17 protein-coding genes are annotated in these 17,081 nt (G+C 72.3%); 8 read left to right on the plus strand and 9 right to left on the minus strand.

The window, feature by feature from the left end; translation table 11 throughout:
• Positions 1–61 precede the first annotated feature (61 nt).
• From IE109_RS15690 to IE109_RS15700, 3 genes are read right to left on the minus strand one after another with little or no spacing between them, the layout of a single operon-like run.
• The gene (locus tag IE109_RS15690; protein ID WP_189551488.1) at positions 62–517 is read right to left on the minus strand and encodes an NUDIX hydrolase; all 456 of its coding nucleotides are present in this window, start codon (positions 515–517) and stop codon (positions 62–64) included.
• A gap of 9 nt (positions 518–526) precedes the next feature.
• Positions 527–1,432 (minus strand): pyridoxamine 5'-phosphate oxidase family protein, encoded by a 906-nt coding sequence (locus tag IE109_RS15695; RefSeq protein WP_189551489.1) that lies wholly within the window; start codon positions 1,430–1,432, stop codon positions 527–529.
• Between the two features lie 23 nt (positions 1,433–1,455).
• Complete coding sequence (locus IE109_RS15700; protein WP_189551490.1) at positions 1,456–1,923, minus strand: VOC family protein; 468 nt, start codon at positions 1,921–1,923, stop codon at positions 1,456–1,458.
• A gap of 127 nt (positions 1,924–2,050) precedes the next feature.
• On the opposite strand from IE109_RS15700, the gene IE109_RS15705 reads away from it, so the two are divergent.
• Positions 2,051–2,593 (plus strand): CGNR zinc finger domain-containing protein, encoded by a 543-nt coding sequence (locus IE109_RS15705; protein ID WP_189551491.1) that lies wholly within the window; start codon positions 2,051–2,053, stop codon positions 2,591–2,593.
• Between the two features lie 195 nt (positions 2,594–2,788).
• A complete protein-coding gene (locus IE109_RS15710) occupies positions 2,789–6,109 on the plus strand; it encodes a S8 family serine peptidase (RefSeq protein WP_373297712.1) in 3,321 nt (1,106 codons plus the stop codon).
• Between the two features lie 92 nt (positions 6,110–6,201).
• On the opposite strand, the gene IE109_RS15715 is transcribed toward IE109_RS15710, so the two are convergent.
• The 5 genes from IE109_RS15715 to IE109_RS15735 all read right to left on the minus strand — a co-directional run bounded on the left by IE109_RS15715 (position 6,202) and on the right by IE109_RS15735 (position 9,395).
• Positions 6,202–6,573, minus strand: coding sequence for a hypothetical protein (locus IE109_RS15715; protein WP_189551493.1), 372 nt, complete (start codon positions 6,571–6,573; stop codon positions 6,202–6,204).
• Positions 6,574–6,576: 3 nt separating this feature from the next.
• Positions 6,577–7,101, minus strand: a complete 525-nt coding sequence (locus IE109_RS15720; protein ID WP_189551494.1) for a hypothetical protein — start codon at positions 7,099–7,101, stop codon at positions 6,577–6,579.
• 46 nt (positions 7,102–7,147) lie between these two features.
• The gene (locus IE109_RS15725; RefSeq protein WP_189551495.1) at positions 7,148–7,867 is read right to left on the minus strand and encodes a hypothetical protein; all 720 of its coding nucleotides are present in this window, start codon (positions 7,865–7,867) and stop codon (positions 7,148–7,150) included.
• A gap of 215 nt (positions 7,868–8,082) precedes the next feature.
• Positions 8,083–8,712, minus strand: a complete 630-nt coding sequence (locus IE109_RS15730) for a hypothetical protein (RefSeq protein WP_189551496.1) — start codon at positions 8,710–8,712, stop codon at positions 8,083–8,085.
• A gap of 161 nt (positions 8,713–8,873) precedes the next feature.
• A complete protein-coding gene (locus tag IE109_RS15735) occupies positions 8,874–9,395 on the minus strand; it encodes an RNA polymerase sigma factor (RefSeq protein ID WP_189551497.1) in 522 nt (173 codons plus the stop codon).
• Between the two features lie 167 nt (positions 9,396–9,562).
• On the opposite strand from IE109_RS15735, the gene IE109_RS15740 reads away from it, so the two are divergent.
• A complete protein-coding gene (locus IE109_RS15740) occupies positions 9,563–10,582 on the plus strand; it encodes an aspartate-semialdehyde dehydrogenase (RefSeq protein WP_189551498.1) in 1,020 nt (339 codons plus the stop codon).
• Positions 10,583–10,690: 108 nt separating this feature from the next.
• Here IE109_RS15740 and IE109_RS15745 read toward each other — a convergent pair whose 3' ends face one another.
• Positions 10,691–11,194, minus strand: a complete 504-nt coding sequence (locus IE109_RS15745) for a DUF1203 domain-containing protein (protein WP_229891090.1) — start codon at positions 11,192–11,194, stop codon at positions 10,691–10,693.
• 112 nt (positions 11,195–11,306) lie between these two features.
• Between IE109_RS15745 and pepN the strand changes: the two genes are divergently transcribed.
• From pepN to IE109_RS15770, 5 genes are all read left to right on the plus strand, one after another.
• Positions 11,307–13,868: an aminopeptidase N gene (gene pepN / locus IE109_RS15750; RefSeq protein WP_189551500.1), complete on the plus strand. Its 2,562-nt coding sequence runs from the start codon at positions 11,307–11,309 to the stop codon at positions 13,866–13,868.
• A 179-nt stretch (positions 13,869–14,047) separates the two neighbouring features.
• The gene (locus IE109_RS15755) at positions 14,048–15,646 is read left to right on the plus strand and encodes a sensor histidine kinase (RefSeq protein ID WP_189551501.1); all 1,599 of its coding nucleotides are present in this window, start codon (positions 14,048–14,050) and stop codon (positions 15,644–15,646) included.
• Positions 15,643–16,050 carry a roadblock/LC7 domain-containing protein gene (locus IE109_RS15760; RefSeq protein WP_073751149.1) on the plus strand — a complete coding sequence of 136 codons (408 nt, stop codon included), beginning with the start codon at positions 15,643–15,645 and terminating at the stop codon, positions 16,048–16,050. The genes IE109_RS15755 and IE109_RS15760 overlap by 4 nt, the downstream gene beginning before the upstream one ends.
• Complete coding sequence (locus tag IE109_RS15765; RefSeq protein WP_189551502.1) at positions 16,047–16,424, plus strand: DUF742 domain-containing protein; 378 nt, start codon at positions 16,047–16,049, stop codon at positions 16,422–16,424. The genes IE109_RS15760 and IE109_RS15765 overlap by 4 nt, the downstream gene beginning before the upstream one ends.
• Positions 16,405–17,025: a GTP-binding protein gene (locus IE109_RS15770; protein ID WP_189551503.1), complete on the plus strand. Its 621-nt coding sequence runs from the start codon at positions 16,405–16,407 to the stop codon at positions 17,023–17,025. The genes IE109_RS15765 and IE109_RS15770 overlap by 20 nt, the downstream gene beginning before the upstream one ends.
• Positions 17,026–17,081 lie beyond the last annotated feature (56 nt).

Here is a 17,081-nt window from a genome sequence, read left to right on the forward strand (position 1 = left end):
CGTCCGCCGCGAGCCCCGGCCCCTCGCGTACCGCCCCCGTCCCGCGCGGCCACCGGGCCGTTCAGCCGCCGAACGCGAGGCGCCCCTCGGCGGGCCGTTCACGCCAGAGCCGCAGCCCCACGTCGACGATCCCGGCCCGGGCGAGGTCCGGGACGGCGTCCAGCGGGTGCCAGCCGGCCAGGTCGGTGGAGCCGCCCACCTCCGGGCGCAGCTCGCCGCCGGTGACCCGGCCCTCGTAGAGGACCCGCAGGGCGTGGAAGTCGGTGCCGCCACCGAGGCGGCGGGGGTGATGGCGCCGTACCGAGTCGAGGCCGAGGAGCGCGGTCACCTCGGAGAGGTAACCGGTCTCCTCCTCGACCTCGCGGACGACCGTGTCGTAGGGGTCCTCCCCGTGGTCCATGCCACCGCCGGGCAGACTCCACTCCTTCGTGCCGTCGTCGGCGGTGCCCCGGGCCAGCAGGATCCGTCCGTCCCGGACGCACACGGCATAGGCGGCGACTCTCAACCTCTGGTTCATGCGCCGAGGTTAGTGCGGCGGCACCGGGTTCGCCGGGGAGTATTCCGGGGCGGACCAGCGCAGCGGGCTCGCGCCCTCCGCTTCGGCGACGCGGTCGACGGTGAAGCGGACGGTGCGGTCGCCGCCGTCGAAGAGCGTGCGGGCGGTACCGGTGAGCTGGAGCGTGGTGCCGGTGGCCCAGTCCAGGAAGAGCAGCCCGGCGCGGGCGTCGGCCGCGAGGTTGCCCAGGGTGAGGAACATGGCGTTGCCCGGGTAGTCGGGCCAGCTCAGCGCGGTGGGCGAGGCGACCGTCACGAAGCCGGGGTTGCCGCCCCGGTGGCTGGCGTCGACGGCGCCGCCCGGGGCGACGGTGGCGACGAAGAACGTGTCGGCGGCGCGGACCAGGTCCGCCTGTGCGGGGGTCAGTCGCGATCCGTACGTGACGGGGGTGGAGCCCGAGCCGGCGCCCGGGTCGTACAGCTCGCGCTTCTGGAGATATTTGGGGCAGTTGGAGAAGACCCGCTCGGCGTCGATCGCCAGCCCCCCGTGCGGGCCCGGCCGGGCCGTGCCGTTCAGCCGCATCCGCCGCCGGGTGCGCGGGTCCAGGGCGATCGTGCCGACGGGCGTGCCCTCCCGGGCGAGGGCGGCGCTGAGCGGGTCACCGTCCGGTACGCCGCCGGCGACCGAGACGGAGTGCGGCCCGGTGGCCCGGACGAAGCCGGGGCGACCGGTCAGGAGGGAGCTCCAGACCCGGCCGTCCCGGCCCCCGTCCGCCGCGCCGATCACGAGCATCGGCTGGAGTTCCAGGAAGGCGGCGGCGACCGGGCGGATGCCGGGGCCGATGGAGCGGCCGACGTGGTCGGCGAGCTCGCGCACGCCGACGCGCGTCTGCACCGCGAGCGAGCCGTGGTGGTACGGGCCGGCAGAGCCGTTCACGGTCGGGGACCTCCGTCCGGGGCCTAGAAGAAACCGCAGGCGGGCGCGGCGGCCTGGGGCGCGGGCGCGCCTTCGGCGCCGGTGGGGGCGTAGATCTCCAGGCGGGTGCCGTCCGGGTCGTGGAAGAAGATCCCGCCGGAGGCCGCCCCCTCGCTGTGGGCGACCACGCCGTCGTAGGCGAAGTCGACGCCACGCGCCTTCAGTTCGGCCTCCGCGGCCTTCACCCGGTCGATGGTGTCGACCTCCAGGGCGAGGTGGTGGAGACCGGCGAGGGCCGGGGCGTACGCACCGTCGGCCTGCTGCCAGAGGGCGAGGGTGAGCCGGCCCTCCCGGCCGAGCAGGGCGTGCCGTCGGCCCTCCTCCTTGTTCTCGTGGAGGACCTCGAAGCCCAGGACGTCGCCGTAGAAGGCGAGGGACCTGTCGAGATCGGTCACATTGAGGCCGATGTGGCCCAGGCGGCCGGTACGCAGCGTGCTGGTGGTCGCCGTCATGGCGGACCCCTCTCTTCGGCGGTTCTAACCTGTAAACGCGACTTTAGAAGTTAGATCTCCGGGCGTCAACCGGTCACGTACGCTTGAGGGGTTAGTACGGTCGGCCGCGCGCGAGGAGACGACGAAGATGACCGCCCCGGACCCCCGTCCGCTCGTCGGCGAACCGGTCAGCCTGGACCTGCTGAACACCCGCTGGGTCCTCGACGGCACCCCCCGGGACCTGCTGACCGGCACCGACGGACTGGCCGTCTGGCTGGCGAGCACCGGTCTCGCGGCCCGCTTCACGGCCGACGCGCCGACGCTGGAGCACACGCTCTCCGCGCGCGACGCCCTCGCCGCGCTCGTCGACTCCCCCGGCGACCGGACCGCCACCGGCCGGCTGAACGCGGTGCTCGACCACGGCCGCATCCGGGCGACGCTCACCCCCGGAGGCCCCGTCGAGGAAGCCGAGTTCGCCGACCCGTCCTGGGGACCGGCCTGGACCGCCGCCCGCGACTACCTGGACCTGCTGCGCACCGCGCCCGACCGGATCCGGGCCTGCGCCCACGAGGCGTGCGTCCTGCACTTCTTCGACACCTCGCGCAACGGCACCCGCCGCTGGTGCTCCATGGCGGTGTGCGGCAACCGCGCGAAGGCGTCCCGGCACTACGCGCGCACAAAAGAGGGCTGAAAGCCGAACGCTCAACCGAATAGGGGGCTTTGACCCCGGTTCGTTCCCAATGGCGCACATCCCGCGGTGGCGGGTGTGCGCCATCACCGCATCCCGATGTCCGGCAACCCTCCACAGGACCCCCTCGGTTGCGAAAGGGTGAGCGGTCATCCGGCACCGAATTCCGGACTGTCTCTTTCACATACAGGGATGCTGATGACCACCCTCGAATCCCCGGGCTCCATATCAGGGCGCCCGGCCCCCGGCCGCAGACGGGCGGCCCGCGTGGCCGCCGCGGCGGGCCTGGTGGCCGCGCTCGTCGCGGCCGGCACCGCCCCCGTCCTCGCCGCCGACCCGGCGGACCCCTCGCCCCCCAAGCCCGCCCCCTCGTCCGCCACCGCGGACAAGCTGGGCCAGGCCGACGCCGAACGGCTGGCCGAGGCGGAGGCCGCGGGCAGGAAGACGGTCACCGTCATGGTGGCCACCGCCCCCGGCCAGACCGAGCAGGTCGCCGGGCAGCTGGACGGCGTCGCCGGCGCCACGGTCGGCACCACCTACGACAAGCTCGGCTACGTCCGCGCCACCCTGCCCACCGCGAAGGCGGAGTCGGCGCTCGCCTCGGCGGCCAAGCTGCCCTCCGTCAAGGGCATCGACCTCCAGTACGAGATCGCGCTGGACGACCCGTCCCCCGACGCGGGCCAGTCCGCCGCACGGGGCGCCACCGGCGCCGCCACCGGTACGACGGCCACGTACCCGGGCCCCGGCGCGAGGACCCCGGCGAAGAACCCGTACAACCCGTCCTTCGAGACGGGCGCGGTCGAGTTCGTGCGGGACCACCCCAAGGCCGACGGACGGGGGGTGACCATCGGCATCCTCGACTCGGGCGTCGACCTGGACCACCCCGCGCTCCAGAGGACCACCACGGGCGAGCGCAAGATCACCGACTGGGTGACCGCGACCGACCCGGTCACGGACGGGGACGGCACCTGGCGCCGGATGAACGTGGCCGTGGAGGGGCCCACGTTCACCGCCGACGGGCGCACCTTCACCGCCCCGGCCGGCAAGCACGCCTACAGCCGCTTCGAGGAGGCCGTCACCCGCGGCGGCGACATGGCCGGCGACCTGAACCGCGACGGCGACACCACCGACGCGTGGGGCGTGCTGTACGACGCGGCCGCCGGCACCGTGCGGGTCGACCTGAACGACAACGCCGACTTCACCGACGACGTGGCGATGAAGCCGTACAAGGACGGCTTCCAGATCGGCCACTTCGGTACCGACGACCCGGCGACCGAGGTCGCCGAGCGCATCCCGTTCGTGGTCGAGATCCGCAAGGACGTCGTCTACAACGCCGCCGGCGACAAGGCCGACCACGTCAACATCGGCGTCGTCGAGTCCGACCACGGCTCGCACGTCGCCGGCATCACCGCCGCCCACGGGCTGTTCGGCGGGAAGATGAACGGCGCCGCGCCCGGCGCGAAGCTCGTCTCCTCGCGCGCCTGCACCTGGTCCGGCGGCTGCACCAACACCGCCCTGACCGAGGGCATGGCCGACCTGGTCATCAACCGCGGCGTGGACATCGTCAACATGTCCATCGGCGGTCTGCCGGCGCTGAACTCCGGCGACAACGCCCGCGCGGAGCTGTACGGCCGGCTCATCGACACCTACGGCGTCCAGCTGGTCATCTCGGCCGGCAACGAGGGCCCCGGCATCAACACCATCGGCGACCCCGGCCTGGCCGACAAGGTCGTCTCGGTCGGCGCGGCCATCTCCCGGGAGACCTGGGCGGCCAACTACAACTCGGTCGTCGAGAAGAAGTACGCCATGTTCCCGTTCTCCTCGCGCGGACCGCGCGAGGACGGCGGCTTCACCCCGACGATCTCCGCGCCCGGCTCGGCGGTGAACACCATCCCGCTGTGGATGGCGGGCGCCGGCGTCCCGGAGACCAGCTACAAGCTGCCCGCCGGGTACGGGATGCTCAACGGCACCTCGATGTCCTCGCCGCAGGCGGCGGGCGCGAGCGCACTGCTGATCTCGGCCGCCCGGCAGAAGAAGATCGAGCTGTCGCCGCTGACCCTGCGCACCGCGCTGACCAGCACCGCGCGCCGCATCTCCGGGGTGGCCGCGCACGAGCAGGGCGCCGGCCTGATCGACGTCGTCGAAGCGTGGGAGTCGGTCAAGGACGGGGCGACGGCGCACGACTACAAGGTCGAGGCCCCGGTCGACACCGCGCTGGACCAGCACCTGGCCAAGCCCGGCACCGGCATCTACGACCGTGAGGGCGGCCTCAAGGCCGGCCAGAAGAAGGTCTACGACGTCACCATCACGCGCACGAGCGGCCCGGACCGGCCGGTCGAGCACGAGCTGGACCTGAAGTACGACGACGGCACCTTCCGCATCCTCGGCGACGACGAGGTGGATCTGCCGCTGAACAAGCCGGTCACCGTCAAGGTGCAGGCCAGGCCCGGGTCCGCCGGCGTGCACAGCGCGATCCTGGAGGCGGACGACGAGGACACCGAGGGCGTGGACAAGCAGATCCTCGCCACCGTGGTCGTCTCGCAGGACCTGTCGAAGGCCCCGTACACCTTCTCGGCGAGCGGCAGCGTGCAGCGCAACAGCCACAAGTCGTACTTCGTGACCGTGCCCGAGGGCGCCAAGGCGCTGGAGGTCGCGATCGGCGGGCTGAAGGAGAAGAGCCAGACCCGGTTCATCGCCATCCACCCGTACGGTGTGGCCGTCGAGGACACCGCGTCCAACCGGTGCTACCCGCACTACAACCCGGCGAACACCTGCCGCCCGGACGTGCGCTCGTACGCCGACCCGGCGCCGGGCGTCTGGGAGATCGAGGTCGAGTCGCGCCGTACGTCGCCCGACCTGGACAACCCGTACAAGCTGGACGTCACGCTGCTGGGCGCGGCCTTCGACCCGGCAGTGAAGACGGTTCCGGAGGCCGGGGTCGGCACGCCGGCCGCGGTCGACTGGAAGGTCACCAACACCTTCGCGGCCATCGACGGCAGGCTGAAGGGCGGCTCGCTCGGCTCCGCGAAGGTCGCCGCGCCGACGATCGCCGACCACCAGTCGCAGACCAGCACGGTGACCGTCGGCGAGGGCGTGGAGCGCCTCGACGTGGTGATCGGCAACACCTCCGACAAGGGCGCCGACCTCGACCTGACGGTCAAGAAGGACGGCAAGGTCGTGGGCTCCTCCGCCGACGGCGACTCGGAGGAGGCGGTCTCGCTGGTGAAGCCCGCTCCGGGCACGTACACGATCGTCGTCGACGGGTACGCCGTGCCCGCCGGCACGACCACGTACGACTACAAGGACGTGTACTTCTCGTCCGCGCTCGGCACCCTGAAGGTCGACGAGACCAAGCCGGTCCCCCTGCCGAGCGGCGCCACGGCGCAGGTCTCGGCGGAGGTGCTGGTGAACGGCGCGGCTCCCGAGGGACGGCAGTTCTTCGGCGAGGTGTCGCTGCTGACGGCGCGCGGCACGGCCGCGGGCACGGGCAGCGTCGTGATCGGCAAGGTCACGCCGTAGCCGTGGCCGCGGACGCCCGCGGCTGAAGGGGAAGAGGCGCAGGCCGATGGCCTGCGCCTCTTCCGCGTCCCCGGACCGCGCGGCCGGAGGCGTCAGGAGCGGATGCCGCCGATGTTGATGTCGCAGACCCGCTCGATGAACTGCCCGACCTCATGGCTGGACGCGCGAGCCGCCTTCTCGTCCTCCGGCTCGGGGTGGTCGTACCAGGAGGTCAGCCGGTCGAACGTCGGGGCGACGCCGTCCGGGGCGCTCCTGCCGAGGTCCTCGATGATGTGCTGCCGCTTGTGCGGCGTGAGTTCCTCACTGCGCTGGAGGTCCAGGGGGGCGGCCGTCTCGCAGAACTCCGCGTGGCGCGCGGAGTTCCGGAACGCCTCCTCCTCCGAGTCCCGCGTGACGAGGAAACCCGTCACGGCGAGCGCGGCGGCCGAGACGCCCGCCGCTATGGCGATGGCTGATCTGCGCATGGCTCAGGTCCCCGCCTTGATGGCGTTCAGGTCGTGCTGGTCATAGCGGGTCGGCCATATCTCCACCCGCATGCAGGAGTTGTTGTCCGTGTCGTTGCTTCTGGCGCGGTGGCCGAGGTCGGCGGTGTGGCCGAACTCGTGACAGCCCAGGCTCTTCCACTGGGAGGCGGACTTGCTGTAGCTCTGGTTGAGCCGGACGCGGACGATGTCGCACGAGGTCCACAGGGCGTTCCAGTCGGTGCAGTCGGTGCGGCCGTGCCAGCCCGTGTCACCGTACGAGCCGTCGTAGACCTCGATGTCACCGCCACCCCACGAGGTGGAGATCACGCTGCGCTCGAGTTCGGCCTTTCCGTGGTTCATCGCGGACGTCCCGTTGGCCGTCAGGCTGAATCCCTTGACGGCCTGATTCCTGTTGTCCGGGTCCGTGCCGCTGTCGTCGTGACCGGCGTACGAGGTGGCGGGGAAGGCCATGAGGAGCACGGCGCTCATGGCGACGGCGCCTGAGATCCGGAGGGAGGTGGAGGGCATGCGGATGCCTCTTTCTGGGTGTGGGTCCCCTGGAGCGGGCGGACGGTCAGCTGGACGACGGGTACGGCGTGGGCTCCGAGCCGTCGTCGGTGGAGCCGTCCGGGATCGGCTCCTCGGCGCCACTGTCCGGCGCGGGGGACTCCGCGGCCGGGCCGGTGACCTCGGTGGGCTCCGCCAGCGGCGTCAGCACCTGCTGGTTCTTCTTGTCGAGCATCCACCGGATCTGGAAGGCCAGCTCGTCCGGCTGGTAACCGGTCAGGGCGGCGGCGAGTTCGGAACCCGGCTCGGCGGAGGACTGCAGCCAGCCGCCCTTGTCCAGCGCCCTGGACTGGGTGTTCACCAGCCGCCAGCGCTGGCCGTCGTCCGTCTTGCGCAGGAAGTAGAAGCCGGTGTCACCGACGTTGCTCCACGCGACGTTCTCCACCTGGTAGCCGTTGCCGTCGGCGTCCCAGCCGTACTCCTCCATGACGAGGGTGGTCGTCGCGCCCTGGTAGTTCTTCAGCGTGTCCGTGACCTGGAGCGTGACGTCGCGGGCCTGTTCGACGCCACCGGTCTCCTCACTGCCGGAGGTCCGCCCCGGCTGCACGCCGGTGACCTTCGCCTGGACGACGACGGGCGAGGTGGCGAGCAGTTCGCTCAGGCTCTTGAAGTCGAACACCTCACGGCCGTGGAGGATGCGCTCCGCCTGGACGTCGCGGTGCGGCGCCGCCGGACTTCCGTCGGCCGCGCCGCTCCAGGCGGCCGCCCCCACGACGATTCCGGCCACCGCCGCGCAGACGGTGATTCTTCGGGCAAGGCTCGCTTTCGAGACCCGCACGGGTACCCCCCCACCATGAATGAGGCGCGGAAAACCTTTCCGCGCCTTCGATCTTGATGACCGACAGTAGGTGGGTCCCCACAGTGCGCACATAACCTTTTCCGCCATAAGAATTCGGTCGGCATGGCAGAAAAGGTACTTTTATTTTCGAAAACGTTTTCCCGTCACCCCGGCGAATCGCACGCCATGCCGCGCGACGCAGGCAGCGCGGCCTGCATCCATTCCCGGGTGGTCGCCACCTCGGCTCCGGTGAAATGCAGCACCGGCTCGTCCGGGAAACGGGAAATACTCACCAGTATCCGTTCTCCCGCGCCAAAAAAGGCCGCTTCTTCGCGTGGCACGGAGAATTCCGTCTCCTCAGGGCCCCTGGCCGGCTTCAGGTACCGGTCGACCGCCAGCACGACGCGGGTGCGCTCACCGTCCGGTTCCGCGCGGGCGACGGTTCCCTCGGCGATGACACGCGCGCAGGCCACGACGCCCTCGGAGGACAACTTGGCCGCGCCCTCGTCCTCACCCCCGGCCGCCACACGCAGCACCCCCACGCCCGCGGCCGAGACGAGCACCGCGACCGAGGCGGCCAGCACCCACGTCCGGGGCCGCCACCGCCTGGCGGCTGGGCGGATCGCCGCACCGGGGACAGCCGGACCGCCTCCGGTCACCTCGCCGGCCAGCGCGTCCCCGATCAACCGGACCTGCGCCCGAAGTACCCGCACGTCCCCGGCCGCGGCCGCGTACCGGGCCCGGGTGCCCGCGTCGGCGCCCTCGGGCACCGGCTCACCGAGCAGGATCGCCATCAGCGCGCCGTCGGCCGCGTCGGCCCCGTCCGCACGCCGGCCGGAGCCGTTCTCCCTCATACCGCTCCCGGCCACGCCGCTCTCCTCCACACCGCTCCGGTCCACGCCGTTCCCCTCCGCACCACTTCCGGTCACGCCGTCCTCGCCCCCTCGCCGCACGGTCACACCACCTCGTCCACACGCAGTCGCGCCCGCATGGCCTTCGCCGCCGCATGCAGACGGCTTTTGACCGTTCCTTCGGGTATGCCCAGCTCCACAGCCATCTGCGGCACGGTCAGGTCCGCGTAGAAGCGGAGCACCAGGACCTGCCGCTGCGCGGGCGGCAGCGCGTCCAGCCCCTCGGCGACCGTGAGTGCCAGCAGCCTGGACTCCTGCTCCCCCGGGACCTGCTCGTTCCACAGCCCGAGCCGGCCGAGCCGGGCGGCCGTGCGCTCCAGCCGGTGGCGGGCCCGGTGCCAGTCGGCCGCGATGCGGGAAGCCACCACCGCCGCCCACGCTCCGACGTCCCGTGGGGGCTCGTCACCACCGGCTCCGCGCTCCAGCAGGCGGAGCCGGACCTGCTGGAGGCCGTCCTGGAGGTCGGCCTGCGGTACGCCACCGAGCGCGAGGACGGCACACACCCTCTTCACCTGCGAGGGGTCGAGCGGATCGTCCCCGGGGCCCGGGGCTGTTCTGGTCACCAAGGACTGCCTCCCGACGGATGGTGTTTCCCCTACGACGTGGGAGTCCGTGGAAACGTTCGCCCGTCCGGCACCTGGACAATCGATTGGACAAGGAGGCCCCGGACATACGCATGATGGGTGGGGGCAGCCAGGCCCGCCAGCTCGCACATGTGTACGGAGGAGTCCCCGTGAAGGTCGGAATCGTCGGAGCCACCGGTCAGGTCGGCACGGTCATGCGCAGGATCCTCGCCGAGCGGAACTTCCCGGTCGACGAGCTGCGGCTGTTCGCCTCCGCCCGCTCGGCGGGCACCGAGCTGGACGGGGTGACGGTCGAGGACGCCTCCAGCGCCGACTACACCGGGCTGGACATCGTGCTGTTCTCGGCCGGTGGCGCCACTTCCAGGGCGCTCGCCGAGAAGGTCGCCTCGCAGGGTGCCGTGGTGATCGACAACTCCTCCGCCTGGCGCCGGGACCCCGAGGTACCGCTGGTCGTCTCCGAGGTGAACCCTCACGCGATCAAGGACCGCCCCAAGGGGATCATCGCCAACCCGAACTGCACCACCATGGCCGCCATGCCGGTGCTCAAGCCGCTCCACCAGGAGGCGGGCCTGACCGCGCTGGTCGCCACCACGTACCAGGCCGTGTCCGGCTCGGGCCTGGCGGGCGTCGCGGAGCTGGACGGGCAGGTCAAGGCCGTGGCGGAGAAGGCCGCCGAGCTGACCCATGACGGTGAGGCCGTGGCGTACCCGGAGCCCGGCGTCTACAAGCGCCCGATCGCCTTCAACGTGCTGCCGCTGGCCGGCGCGATCGTCGACGACGGCTCCTTCGAGACGGACGAGGAGCAGAAGCTCCGCAACGAGTCCCGCAAGATCCTGGAGATCCCCGGCCTCAAGGTGTCCGGTACGTGCGTGCGCGTCCCGGTCTTCTCCGGCCACTCCCTCCAGGTCAACGCCCGCTTCGAGCGCCCGATCGGCGTGGAGCGCGCGTACGAGCTGCTGAGGGACGCCGAGGGCGTGGAGCTCTCCGAGATCCCGACCCCGCTCCAGGCGGCCGGCAAGGACGCGTCCTTCGTGGGCCGCATCCGGGTCGACGAGACGGTCGAGAACGGCCTCGCGCTGTTCGTGTCCAACGACAACCTCCGCAAGGGCGCGGCGCTGAACGCCGTGCAGATCGCGGAGCTGGTGGCGCGGGAGCTCAAGGGCGCCTGACCCCGGTACGCACCCGCGAGAGGGCGGCCACCCCGACGGGGGTGGCCGCCCTCCGCCGTACCCGGACCGGCGCCCCGCACCCCCCGCCGTACCCGGCGCCCCGCGGCCTCAGGGCCGGCGCACCTCGAAGTGGAAGCAGCCGTACTCGACGGCCCGGATGTGGACCAGGGCGACGGCCGGGTCGGCGAAGGCTTCCGCGAACGCCCGGTCGAAGCCGTCGGTGGCGTCCTCGGGGATCTCCAGGAGCCGCCCGCCGGCGATCCGGCCCCCCGCGTCGTAGCGGCGGACGACCCGCAGGGCGCCGGGGCGCGCGAAGGGGTAGCCGGCGCCCCCGCCGGCGGGCCCCGCGCACGCCTCGGCGTGGACGAAGACCGGGCCCTGTTCGTCGTACGCGCCGGGCGCCGCGCCCGTCGCGGCGGCCCAGCGGCGCAGCGGGGCGTAGGAGACGAGCGCGACGCGCTCCCCCGGCGTGGAGAGCCGCAGGCAGCAGCGCAGCGGGGAGCCGCCCTCCCCTTCGGTGTACGGGGCGAGGGGGCGGCCCGCGTCGTCGGTCCGGCGCAGGCCCTCCAGGGTGACGGGATCGATGGGGCGTGCGGTGTACGTGGTCGTCATGCGACCAGCGTGGGGCCGCGGCACCCGGCGGCACTGGCGGTAATCGGTCATCGCGTTCCCCGCCCGCCGTGGAAGGATGACCGGAAACGTCACACAACGAGGAGATGACCGGGTGCCTGGCACGAACCTGACCCGTGAAGAGGCCCAGCGGCGGGCGGAACTGCTGACCGTGGACTCGTACGAGATCGACCTGGATCTCAGTGGGGCGCAGGAGGACGCGACCTACCGGTCCGTGACCACCGTGCGCTTCGACTCCGCCGAAGAGGGGGCGGAGACGTTCATCGACCTGGTGGCCCCGGCCGTCCACAAGGTCACGCTGAACGGCCGCGCGCTGGACGTGGCGGCCGTCTTCCGGGACTCGCGGATCACGCTGAAGCACCTGAGGCAGGGGCGCAACGAACTGACGGTCGTCGCGGACTGCGCGTACACCAACACCGGTGAGGGCCTGCACAAGTTCGTCGACCCGGTCGACGACCAGGCGTACCTCTACACCCAGTTCGAGGTGCCGGACGCGCGGCGGGTGTTCGCGAGCTTCGAGCAGCCCGACCTGAAGGCGACGTTCCGGTTCACCGTGAAGGCCCCGTCCGGCTGGACCGTCATCTCCAACAGCCCGACGCCCGAGCCCAAGGACGACACCTGGGCCTTCGAGCCGACGCCGCGCATCTCGACGTACATCACGGCCCTGATCGTCGGGCCCTACCACGCGGTGCACAGCACGTACGAGAAGGACGGGCAGGTCGTGCCGCTGGGCATCTACTGCCGTCCGTCGCTCGCCGAGTTCCTGGACGCCGAGGCGATCTTCGAGGTGACGCGGCAGGGCTTCGACTGGTTCCAGGAGAAGTTCGACTACGCGTACCCCTTCGCCAAGTACGACCAGCTCTTCGTGCCGGAGTTCAACGCCGGCGCGATGGAGAACGCGGGCGCGGTGACCATCCGCGACCAGTACGTCTTCCGCTCCAAGGTCACGGACGCGGCGTACGAGGTGCGCGCGGAGACCATCCTGCACGAGCTGGCGCACATGTGGTTCGGCGACCTGGTCACCATGGAGTGGTGGAACGACCTGTGGCTGAACGAGTCGTTCGCCACCTACACCTCGATCGCCTGCCAGGCCGCGGCGCCGGGCTCGCGCTGGCCGCACTCGTGGACGACGTTCGCGAACTCGATGAAGACCTGGGCGTACCGGCAGGACCAACTGCCGTCGACGCACCCGATCATGGCCGAGATCAACGACCTGGACGACGTCCTGGTCAACTTCGACGGCATCACCTACGCCAAGGGCGCCTCCGTCCTGAAGCAACTGGTGGCGTACGTCGGTGAGGACGCGTTCTTCCGGGGCGTGCAGGCGTACTTCAAGCGCCACGCGTTCGGCAACACGCGCCTGTCGGACCTGCTCGGCGCGCTGGAGGAGACCTCCGGGCGCGACCTGCGGACCTGGTCGAAGGCGTGGCTGGAAACCGCCGGTATCAACATCCTGCGCCCGGAGATCGAGGTCGACGGTGACGGGGTCATCACCTCGTTCGCGGTCCGGCAGGAGGCCCCGGCGCTGCCGGCCGGCGCGAAGGGCGAGCCGGTGCTGCGGCCGCACCGCATCGCGATCGGCCTGTACGAGCTCCAGGACGGCGCGCTGGTCCGCACCGACCGGGTGGAGCTGGACGTCACGGCGACCGACCGCACCGACGTGCCGCGGCTGGTCGGCACACGGCGGCCGGCGGTGGTGCTGCTCAACGACGACGACCTGTCCTACGCCAAGGTCCGCCTGGACGAGCTGTCCCTGGCGAACGTCACCGCCCACCTGGGCGACTTCACCGAGTCGCTGCCGCGCGCCCTGTGCTGGGCCTCGGCGTGGGACATGACGCGGGACGGCGAGCTGGCCACGCACGCGTACCTGGAACTGGTGCTGTCCGGCATCGCGAAGGAGTCGGACATCGGTGTGGTGCAGTCGCTGCACCGGCAGGTGAAGCTGGCGCTGGACCTGTACGCGGCACCGGAGCGGCGGGAGAGCGCGCTGGGCCGCTGGACCGAGGCCACGCTGGCCCACCTGCGCACCGCGGAGCCGGGCAGCGACCACCAGCTGGCGTGGGCGCGGGCGTTCGCGGCGACCGCCCGTACGCCGCAGCAGCTGGACCTGCTGACGGGCCTGCTGGAGGGCACGGAGACGATCGAGGGCCTGGTCGTCGACACCGAGCTGCGCTGGGCGTTCGTGGAGCGGCTGGCGGCCACGGGCGTGTACGACGAGGCGGAGATCGCCGCCGAGTACGAGCGCGACCGGACGGCGGCGGGCGAGCGGCACGCGGCGACCGCGCGGGCGGCCCGGCCGACCGAGGAGGCCAAGGCCGAGGCGTGGGCGTCGGTGGTCGACTCCGACAAGCTCCCCAACGCCGTGCAGGAGGCGGTGATCGGCGGCTTCGTCCAGACCGACCAGCGTGAGCTGCTGGCCCCGTACGCGGAGCGGTTCTTCGCTTCGGTCAAGGACGTGTGGGAGTCCCGTTCGCACGAGATGGCCCAGCAGATCGCGGTCGGGCTGTACCCGGCGCTCCAGGTGTCCCCGGAGACCCTGGAGGCCACGGACGCCTGGCTGGCGAGCGCCGCGCCGAACGCGGCGCTGCGGCGGCTGGTGTCGGAGTCGCGGGCGGGCGTCGAACGCGCGCTCAGGGCACAGGCGGCCGACGCGTAACGACGACCGGGTGAGACGCCCCGGACCCGGGTCGACCGGGTCCGGGGCGTCTTTGCGCCAAGGGCCGTCGTACGGCGGTCCGCATGCTGACCCGATGTCAAGAGGCGTGCACAACAACCGATAAGCTTCCGGGCCGTTGTGTCCTTTGATCTTTCGCTTTCGATCGTTTGAGGGTTCTGATGGTTCGAGAGGGATCGTCGCCCGGTGGTTCTGGGCCCGCCTCACCCGTCATATGGGCGTTGCCCGCCGTCGTGATCGCAGCGGGCACCGCCGTCGCCGTGGCCCTGGTCTCCGGGCCGGCCCGCACCCCGGTCGCCTGGCTCGGAGCCGGCGCCTTCGTCGCGGTCGCGCTCGCCTGCGGTGCGGCCGCCCGGCGCGGCCGGGAGCTGGCGCGTCTGCGGGTCACGGTGGCCGAGCAGCGGACGGCCCTCGCGCGCCAGGAGGCCGAGACGGTACGGCTCGCCGACACACTGCTGCCGGACGTGGTGCGGCGGCTGCGCGAGGGCGAGTTCCCCGAGGACGTCCTCGCCTCGCTGGAAGCGCACGACGCCCACGGTCCCGGGCTCACCCCGGAGTTCCGGGCGGCCCACCTGGCGGTGCTGCGCTCCGTGCTGGACGCCGTGGTCGCCGAGGAGGACCTGCGCGAGTCGGCACAGCGCGCCTTCGTGAACATCGCCCGCCGCGTCCAGGCCATCGTGCACCAACAGGCTCAGGAGCTGCGGGACATGGAGGACCGGCACGGCCAGAGCCCCAGCGTCTTCGGCGACCTGCTGCGGCTCGACCACGGCACCGCGCTCATCGGCCGGCTCGCCGACTCCATCGCGGTGCTCGGCGGCGCGCGGCCGGGCCGGCAGTGGAACAGGGCCGTGCCGCTCTACAGCGTGCTGCGCGGCGCGATGTCCCGGATCATCGACTACCAGCGCGTCGAACTCCACTCGGTCTCCGAGGTCGCCGTCGTCGGCCCCGCCGTCGAACCCCTGATCCACGCGCTGGCCGAGCTGCTGGACAACGCCACCCGCTACTCGCCGCCGCGCACCAGGGTCCACCTGACCGCGGTGGACGTGAACGCCGGCATCGCCATCGAGATCGAGGACGGCGGCGTGAGCATGAGCGAGGAGGCCCGCAACCGGGCCGAGCGCATGCTCCGCCAGGCCCAGCAGGGCATCGACCTGAACGACCTGGGCGAGACGCCGCGCCTGGGCCTCGCCGTGGTGGGCCGGCTGTCGCAGGCGTACGACTTCCAGGTCTCGCTGCGGTCGTCGGCGTACGGCGGTGTCCGCGCCGTCCTCGTCGTCCCACAGGACCTGATCACCACCACCTCGGCCGCGACGGGCATCGCCCACGGCATCGGCACCTCCTCCGGGCCCCGCGGCGCCCTGACCCCGGCCGCCGGGGACACCGGCGGGGCGACGGGCGGGGCGACGACCGGCGTGACCGGCCCGTCCCGCCCGGCCACCGGCCCGTCCGGCCCCGACGCGCCCGCGGTGACCGAGCGCACGCCCAGCGGCCTGCCGCAGCGGCGCCGCAAGACCCGCGTGACGGCACCGGCGTCCGCCGCCGCGCCCGCGGTGCCCCCCGCGCCCGACGGGGCCGCCGGGCCCGCGGGCGCCTCCACGACCACCCGGACCGCGGCCACCGAACCGGAGCCCGCGCCCCACGTGCAGCCCGGCATGTGGCTGGCCGCCTTCCAGAGCGGCCTGTCCGGGGACAGCCGGACCGGCGCAGACCAGAACAGCGACGCCTCGCCGGTCCCGGCGAGCAAGGGGGAACAGCCATGAGTCAGCAGCGGCCCGACATGGACTGGATGCTCAAGGACCTGGCCGAGAGCGTTCCGCAGACCCGCCACGTCATCGTGCTCTCCGCCGACGGCCTGCGCATGGCCCAGTACGGCGCCGAGACCGACACCGCCGACCGGCTGGCCGCCGCCTGCGCCGGCCTGCAGAGCCTCGCGGGCGCGGTCGCCGCCGAACTCCCGCACAGCGAGGGCCGAATGCGGCTCGTCGTGATCGAGATGGACGGCGGCTTCTTCTACCTGATGGCGGCCGGCGCCGGGGCCTATCTCGCCGTCCTGGCCGACGAGGGCGTCGACGCCGGTCTGATGGGCCAGCGGATGCGCGACCTGGTGGCACGGATCGGAGAGCACCTCAGCAGCCCGCCCCGGCGCGACGGACAGCCCGCGTGAGCGACCCGGACCACCGGCACGGTGAGGGTTACGGCTGGGAGGACGGCAGCCCCGAGCGGCTCTACGTCATCACCGGCGGCCGCAGTGGTTCATTAGAGTCGGCCCCGCTCGACCTGGTCACGCTGATCGTGGCCAGGTCGGCGCCCGCACCCGGGATGCAGCCGGAGCACGCGGCGATCATGCGGATGTGCCAGGCTCCGCTGTCGGTGGCCGAGATCTCCGCGTACCTCTCCCTGCCGGTGAGCGTGGTGACCGTCCTGGTGGGTGACCTGCTCACCGACGGGGACGTACTGGCGCGCGCGCCCGTCGCCCGCGCCGAACTCCCCGACCTGGCACTGATTGAGGCAGTGATCGATGGACTTCAGAAGCTCTGAGCCACCCGCCGGGCCGTCCCGCGCGGACGCCCTGCCGGAGACGGCCACCGCCGCGGTCAAGGTGGTGATCGTCGGCGGCTTCGGGGTGGGCAAGACGACCCTGGTCGGCTCGGTGAGCGAGATACGGCCGCTGACCACCGAGGAGACGATGACCCAGGCCGGGGTCGGCGTCGACGACACGGCGGGCGTGGAGCGCAAGAGCTCCACCACCGTGGCCATGGACTTCGGCCGCATCAGCATCAACGAGGAACTGGTGCTGTACCTCTTCGGCACGCCCGGCCAGGAACGCTTCTGGTTCCTGTGGCGCGGCCTGTTCGAGGGCGCGCTGGGCGCGGTGGTCCTGGTCGACACCCGCCGGCTGGAGGTCAGCTTCGACGTGATCGGCAGGCTGGAGGAGCGCGGCGTGCCGTTCGTCGTCGCGGTCAACTCCTTCCCCGGCGCCCCCGAGCACCCCCTGGAGGAGCTGCGGGCCGCCCTCGACCTGCCCGGCTCGGTGCCGATCGTCGTGTGCGACGCCCGGCGGCGCGAGTCCAGCCGCGACGTCCTGATGACGCTGATGCGCTACCTGCACTCCCTCGCCATGACCCCGAAGGCCTCGTGACCACGCCGTCCGCTCCCCCGGCCCCGCGGGCCGCCGCCGGGTGAGTGCCGCCCGGG

Source organism: Streptomyces lavendofoliae (genome assembly GCF_014649735.1).
Lineage (GTDB): Bacteria > Actinomycetota > Actinomycetes > Streptomycetales > Streptomycetaceae > Streptomyces > Streptomyces lavendofoliae.

Coding starts and splice junctions, on each gene's coding strand:
- IE109_RS15690 (WP_189551488.1), bottom strand. CDS start 517: ATGAACCAGAGGTTGAGAGTCGCCGCCTATGCCGTGTGCGTCCGGGAC.
- IE109_RS15700 (WP_189551490.1), bottom strand. CDS start 1,923: ATGACGGCGACCACCAGCACGCTGCGTACCGGCCGCCTGGGCCACATC.
- IE109_RS15705 (WP_189551491.1), top strand. CDS start 2,051: ATGACCGCCCCGGACCCCCGTCCGCTCGTCGGCGAACCGGTCAGCCTG.
- IE109_RS15710 (WP_373297712.1), top strand. CDS start 2,789: ATGACCACCCTCGAATCCCCGGGCTCCATATCAGGGCGCCCGGCCCCC.
- IE109_RS15715 (WP_189551493.1), bottom strand. CDS start 6,573: ATGCGCAGATCAGCCATCGCCATAGCGGCGGGCGTCTCGGCCGCCGCG.
- IE109_RS15720 (WP_189551494.1), bottom strand. CDS start 7,101: ATGCCCTCCACCTCCCTCCGGATCTCAGGCGCCGTCGCCATGAGCGCC.
- IE109_RS15730 (WP_189551496.1), bottom strand. CDS start 8,712: ATGGCGATCCTGCTCGGTGAGCCGGTGCCCGAGGGCGCCGACGCGGGC.
- IE109_RS15745 (WP_229891090.1), bottom strand. CDS start 11,194: ATGACGACCACGTACACCGCACGCCCCATCGATCCCGTCACCCTGGAG.
- IE109_RS15755 (WP_189551501.1), top strand. CDS start 14,048: ATGGTTCGAGAGGGATCGTCGCCCGGTGGTTCTGGGCCCGCCTCACCC.
- IE109_RS15760 (WP_073751149.1), top strand. CDS start 15,643: ATGAGTCAGCAGCGGCCCGACATGGACTGGATGCTCAAGGACCTGGCC.
- IE109_RS15770 (WP_189551503.1), top strand. CDS start 16,405: ATGGACTTCAGAAGCTCTGAGCCACCCGCCGGGCCGTCCCGCGCGGAC.